This window comes from Oscillospiraceae bacterium (genome assembly GCA_034925865.1).
Classification (GTDB): Bacteria; Bacillota; Clostridia; order Oscillospirales; family SIG627; genus SIG704.
Map to the genome: position 1 here is coordinate 113,919 of JAYFRN010000029.1, position 6,322 is coordinate 120,240.

Annotated in this window: 5 protein-coding genes and 1 tRNA gene; 4 read left to right on the forward strand and 2 right to left on the reverse strand. The window is 43.2% G+C overall.

The annotated features are described in order from the left end of the window. Positions 1-164: 164 nt before the first annotated feature. The 4 genes from VB118_10795 (at position 165) to VB118_10810 (ending at position 5,175) form a co-directional block, all read left to right on the forward strand. Entirely contained in the window at positions 165-1,520 is a 1,356-nt protein-coding gene (locus VB118_10795) for a M15 family metallopeptidase (GenBank protein ID MEA4833086.1), read from the forward strand. Between the two features lie 203 nt (positions 1,521-1,723). Then, positions 1,724-4,348 (forward strand): DEAD/DEAH box helicase, encoded by a 2,625-nt coding sequence (locus VB118_10800; protein ID MEA4833087.1) that lies wholly within the window; start codon positions 1,724-1,726, stop codon positions 4,346-4,348. Between the two features lie 3 nt (positions 4,349-4,351). Continuing rightward, a complete protein-coding gene (locus tag VB118_10805; GenBank protein ID MEA4833088.1) occupies positions 4,352-5,011 on the forward strand; it encodes a hypothetical protein in 660 nt (219 codons plus the stop codon). Positions 5,012-5,088: 77 nt separating this feature from the next. Then, a tRNA-Leu gene (locus tag VB118_10810) sits at positions 5,089-5,175 on the forward strand. Here the strand turns inward: VB118_10810 and VB118_10815 are convergent. Together VB118_10815 and VB118_10820 are read right to left on the reverse strand one after the other, a co-directional pair. Beyond that, complete coding sequence (locus VB118_10815; protein ID MEA4833089.1) at positions 5,154-5,345, reverse strand: hypothetical protein; 192 nt, start codon at positions 5,343-5,345, stop codon at positions 5,154-5,156. The two genes, VB118_10810 and VB118_10815, sit on opposite strands and share 22 nt — an antisense overlap. Positions 5,346-5,511: 166 nt before the next feature. Further along, positions 5,512-6,322, reverse strand: an 811-nt coding sequence (locus VB118_10820; protein MEA4833090.1) for a zinc ribbon domain-containing protein, incomplete at its 5' end; no start/stop codon positions are given.

Here is a 6,322-nt window from a genome sequence, read left to right on the forward strand (position 1 = left end):
ATAAAATCAAGTGTGTTTTAACTAAAAACAGCTGAATTTGTTAAATTTTCAATTACTATGGAAAATGCAAGGCATATTTGATATAATAAAAAAGCTGTAAGTAAAAATCAGATAGCTGAAAGTTCTAAAATTTTTAAAAACGCCAATATTTAAAGGATCATATAATGAAGACCCAAACCGTAAAAAATGCCTCGGGAATCCGCAAGACATCCTCCCTGGACAGACGTCGTGAAAACAGACGCCGTGAAAACAGACGGCGCTTTTTCTCACGTCTTCCCGCGTATATATTGATTTTTGCGTTTTTTTACGCAATAATTTCGGTTTCATATCTTGCTGTTATCGGCATAAAGCTGCTCCCGGGTCATTCGGCAAAACCCAAAGAAACAATCGTCAAAATTGAAATAGCGCCAAAATCCTCATCAAATAAAAACGGAACATATAAAAAATATATTTCGCAGTTCATGACACCGGACGGAAAGCCGTATCTGCCTATTATAGCAATTAATCCTTTTTCCGAAATGACGGTAACCGGTTCCGGCAAAATCAGAAGCTTTATTTTTTATTCCGGCGAATACGCCAACTTCTCCGACGGAGATATAAACGCGGTTGTCAACGGCACCAACATAAGCCTCTCGGCTCCCTGCCATATAATGAATGGAGAAGTATACCTTCCTGTTGATTTCTATACCACAGATATCATCGGTATTTCACTTGAAATCGATAAAAACGGATACTACATTCTCAGAAAGACCGCCGATAAGCTTGAATATACTCAGAAAACCGCTTCGGTTGAGGCCTCTATTCCTTTGACTTCGGAAATATCAGGCAACACGAAACCCGGCCGTCCAGACGATTTTTCAGATCCTGTCCCGAAGCCCGACTTCATTTCTAATCTCTCGGATTATGAAAAATACATGAATCCCGAAAACAGGGATGATTATTTGATTCTTGTAAACTCAACTCATTCTGTCAGCAACGATTATAAGCCGTCAGATCTGACCGATATCGCGGACACACGTAAAGACCGTGATGCTCAACAGATGTGTCTTGTCGCCGAAAAAGCTCTCGAGGCGCTTTATATCGAAATGCGAGCGAACGGCTTCACCGACGTTTCGGTCACCAGCGGATACCGCAGTTATTATACCCAGGAATACCTTTTCAACAACAGTGTAAATAGTATTATGAGCCGGGACGGCTGTTCCGAAGCCGAAGCGAAAAAGAAAGCCGCCGTCGGAACCGCGCCTCCGGGCACAAGCGAACACCAGACAGGTTTATGCTGTGATATGCATAATCTCGATACTGCCAAGCAGTCATTTGCCGATGAAGCAGCCGCCAAATGGCTTGCGGAAAACGCGCATAAGTTTGGTTTTATCCTGCGTTATCAGAAAGACAAGCAGGATATTACCGGCATTATGTTTGAACCGTGGCATTTCAGATATGTAGGACGGTATCACGCGACAAAAATGTATGAATACAAAATGTGTCTTGAAGAATATTTGGCAAAATACAAAAACAGTTGATTTGAATGTTTATAACTGAGATAATTAATAAAACGGCGATTAATTACCGCTTAAAGAGAGAAAAGCCTCTGGTATATGGGCTTTTCTCTCTTATAAAACGACTTATTTAAATGCCGTTTTAATAATTGCCGTTTAATCATCCATAACACTTGCTGAAGCTCAGTAAGTACTGTTTTTGATAGATGAGGAGCCGAACGACGACTTTGAAAAATAAAGAATATAAATCAGATATTATTTTTACTGAATACGGATATTCATATATTCCTTCCAATAATATTATGTCAAAGTGTGAAAAAGCATTTGCGGATAATTATAAAGTAAATCCATTTTTTGCACTGTATGAATTTGCATTCTCTGATGAGACTGATGATATCAATGATTCTGCGCTGATGTATTTCCATAATATTTCCTCAGAATTTATCAAAGCCGTCGCATCCGATTATTCCGTACAGCTTACGCGTCACTCGAATATTGTACCCAACGCTGAAATCTGTCAATGGCTGACAGATCAGCTTCCATATTCACTCGGTTCTGAAAATGTCACTCGCAAATGGTTTGAACACATATGGGAACAGCTCGGTTTTGTTTTTGATTCACAGATCGCAATTTATAATGGTACGGTCGGAGATTATATCAACAGCCGCAAAGCATCTCAGAATGTTATGGGACGCGTATATTTTCATCTTGTAGAGAATAAAAGTGAAAAATATCCGTTTGCTTTTCTTGCAACATACTGTAGTATGCGTGGAAAAAAATCCATTCAGGAGCCGCTTGGCTCCGCACTTGATGAATTCAAGGGCAATACTGATGAAATATTGAAGCTGCTGCCGACCGTGCTCCGCGCATCAGAAAAAAGTGATTTTATTTCTGAAATTATTAAAAGTGGAGAAATTTTTTCTCCTGTCGGACTTACAAGTAAAGAAGCATACGGCTTTTTAAATGAAATACCGCTTTATAACGAGTGCGGGATACTCTGTCGTATACCTGATTGGTGGAAAAAGCATTCCCGCCGCGCAGGAGTTATGGTCACAGCAGGCGACAAAGCACCGTCAAGAGTTGGCGCAGATGCTCTGATTGCTTTTAACGTGTCTTTAACACTTGACGGAGAGAAACTTTGTAAAGATGAGATCGCTGCCCTGCTTGCGTCGGCAGGAGGACTGGCATTCATTAAAGGCAAATGGGTCGAAGCCGATAATGATCATTTGAAAAAAGTGCTGGAAGCATATAAACGCGCCGAGGAATCGCTCTGTTCACATGATTTCAATTTTTTCGATGTTATGCGGATGCAGCTTGGATTAGATGATACAGGCATATCCGGTGACATATCATCCGGCAGTAACAGCATTACAAACGGCGAATGGCTGAATGATTTTCTAGTACAGATGCAGGCCGTATCGGCATATGAAAACATACCTGTAAGTAAAAATTTCAAAGCGGCACTTCGTCCGTATCAGTTGAGAGGGTATCACTGGCTTTATAACATGGAACAGCTTGGATTCGGCGCATGTCTGTCAGATGATATGGGACTTGGCAAGACAGTACAGGTAATAGCTTTGCTTGACAAAATGCGTGAAAACGGCTGTGGCATGTCACTTCTGATCATTCCGGCATCGCTTATCGAAAACTGGCAGAAGGAGCTTGCGCGTTTCGCACCATCAATAAAATTCCGGATTCTTCATAAAAGCTATGGGAATTATGAGATTAAAGAAAAAGATAACATAGACCTATACATCACAACCTACACGATGGTGATGCGGATTGATGACCTGAAGCTTCACAACTGGGAAGCTATTATTATTGATGAAGCACAGGCAATAAAAAATCCCGGAACAAAGCAGACAAAATCAATAAAACTGATACCGGCAAGGTTCAGGATCGCCATGACAGGTACACCTGTGGAAAATCGGCTTGCTGATCTGTGGTCAATTTTTGACTTTCTTGATCCCGGTATGCTCGGAACCTCAAAGGAGTTTTACAATTTCACCAAAAAACTGCGTATAAACGGCGATTACATAAAATTAAAGCAGGCGGTAAACCCATTTATCCTTCGCAGATTAAAAACCGATAAAGCAATTATATCAGATCTACCGGACAAAATCGAAATGAAAAACTATCCAAGTCTGAGCAAAAAGCAAATCGTACTGTATCAAGCCGTAGTAGATAATTTAGCTGGAAAGTTAGATGATACCCAAGGAATTGAACGCAAGGGTCTCGTTATTGCATCAATTATAAAGCTGAAACAGATATGTGATCACCCCGATTTGTACACAGGTCAGGGAATTTATGCCGACTCCGACAGCGGTAAATACGGGATACTCGCGGAACTTTGCGAAACAATCTCCGCTAAGATGGAACGCATGCTTGTTTTTACGCAATTCAAAGAAATGTGCGAGCCGCTTGACGAATTTTTAAATAGCTTATTCGGCAGAAAAGGTCTTGTGATTCACGGTGGTACAAGCATAAAAAAGCGTGGTGAAATCGTTAATCGTTTCAACAGCCGTGATGAATATATCCCATACATGGTGCTTTCGCTAAAGGCGGGCGGCGTCGGACTCAATCTGACAGGAGCCAATCATGTCGTGCATTTTGACCGCTGGTGGAATCCCTCTGTGGAAAACCAAGCGACTGACAGAGCATTCAGGATAGGACAAACCAAAAATGTAATCGTACACAAGCTGATAACAAAGGGAACAATAGAAGAAAAAATAGACACCATGATCGAAGATAAGAAAAAGCTTGCTGATGATATTCTGTCAGATACAGGTGAGAGCTGGATCACCGAGCTGCCGGCAGAACAACTCATGTCATTGTTCAGATTGGATGTGTAATCAATGGCGTATACTAAAAAAATGGCTGGATATAATCCGATATGTATAAAAGGACGTGCGATCGCAAAATCATGGTGGGGACAGGCATGGTGCAATAATCTTGAGCTGTACGCCGATTATGTTAACCGTATCGCCCGCGGAAAAGCATATGTGCGCAACGGAAGCGTAATACATCTTGCTATTGAAGGCGGGACCGTTACGGCAAAGGTACAGGGATCAAAAGCACGTCCGTATAACGTCAGTGTGAATATCTCACCGATGAGCGTACCCGATTGGGACAGAATAAAATGTCTGTGTCAAAATAAGATCGGAAGCCTGACTGAGCTTGCGGAAGGAAAATTCCCGGCAGAATTTGCTGTGCTCTTTACGCAGAAAAACAGCAGGCTGTTTCCTTCGCCTAAAGAAATAAAATTTTCGTGTTCATGCCCTGACTGGGCATGCATGTGTAAGCATGTCGCAGCGGTTTTATATGGTATCGGTGCACGTTTTGATGATGATCCCATGCTCTTCTTTACGCTGCGCGGCATAGATGTAAACGATCTGATTAAAAGAAGCATAAACGATAAAGTTAATACCATGCTGGCATCAGCCGGAAAAAGAACCGAACGTACACTTGAGAATATCGATATCTGCGCACTTTTCGGTGATGATATTGTGTTATGATCCTCCTATATTTGTGTAAAATTTATCTTGACGAATCCATAAGCTTATGATATACTAACTGAGTTAAAACTTAATATGCGGGTATGGCGGAACTGGCAGACGCGCTAGATTCAGGTTCTAGTGATCGCAAGGTCATACAGGTTCAAGTCCTGCTACCCGCACCAACTATGTCGCAGAGAATTGATACAATGCTTGTATTCGTTCTCTGCGACATTTTTATGCCCGAAAACGCCGTATTTGCAGGCTTTTCGGGCTGTTTTTGTGTTTGGCTGTGAGCGTCGAAAGTCACAGCGGACATTGATTTCAGCCTTTGAAACACCGATTTTCCTTTCATTCGTCGCTGCCCCTCCGACAAATCGTTAACGAGCAGTATTTTGGTGCATTTTTTGCGCTTTGGTGCATCTTTGGTGCAAATCGAATTTTCACACTTCATCTGCGTAAGCAACGTAATAAAAAAGCTCCCCGCATCGCTTTCGACGCAGGGAGTCTATGCCCATCGCTTATTCAATTTCGCTGCCGTCCATCAGGGTGAACACCAGACGTCCGTCGGCGTGAACAGTCGCCTTTTCCACGACCGCCAACCACAGGCGCTCGTCAAATTTCGTAAGCGACCCGCGCTGCTGCTCCATCGTGTCAATAAACGCTGTGAGCACCGTGCGCTGGATTTTTCGTTTTTCCTTTTCAGCTTTCAACTCGGCGATGTGCTTTACCACCGCATCGTACTTTGACACAAGCTCCTCCTGCCGCTTTTTATACGCTTTCTGATCCTGCGCCGCCGACGCGTTTTCAGCGATGTGCTTGCGGTTCATTTCGATAAGCACCTCGGCTTCTGCGTTCTTTGCCGCAAGCTCATCGTCAATGGCGGCGCTGTCAAAAAGGTCGGCAAGCGCCAACCGGCACTCACGGATAACCTCATCGGTAATGTCCTGCATACCGTTCCACGCCCGAATGAAGCGCTCCTTTATTTCATCCTCGGTCAAATGTGGCGTGGCACATTTCTCGCCCTTTTTGAACTTGCTGTTGCATTGCCATATCACGCGGCGGTATTTGTCGGTTGAGTGCCACACCTTCGAGCCATAGAAACCGCCGCAATCGCCACAGACCAGCTTCGCTGAAAAGCAGCTCTTACAATTATAGCTGCGCCCTAATGCCTTACGCCGTGCGAACTCCGCCTGTACCATTTCGAAGTCCTCGGCGTCAATGATTCCATCGTGACTGTCCGTAACATAAAACTGAGGAACTTCACCCTCGTTCGGCTTCATCTTCTTTGTCAGGAAATCCGTCGTGAAGGTCTTTTGAAGAAGCGCGTCG

Excerpts from the sequence above, each read along its gene's own strand:
- VB118_10815 (MEA4833089.1), bottom strand. The coding sequence starts at position 5,345 with ATGAAAGGAAAATCGGTGTTTCAAAGGCTGAAATCAATGTCCGCTGTG.
- VB118_10805 (MEA4833088.1), top strand. The coding sequence starts at position 4,352 with ATGGCGTATACTAAAAAAATGGCTGGATATAATCCGATATGTATAAAA.
- VB118_10795 (MEA4833086.1), top strand. The coding sequence starts at position 165 with ATGAAGACCCAAACCGTAAAAAATGCCTCGGGAATCCGCAAGACATCC.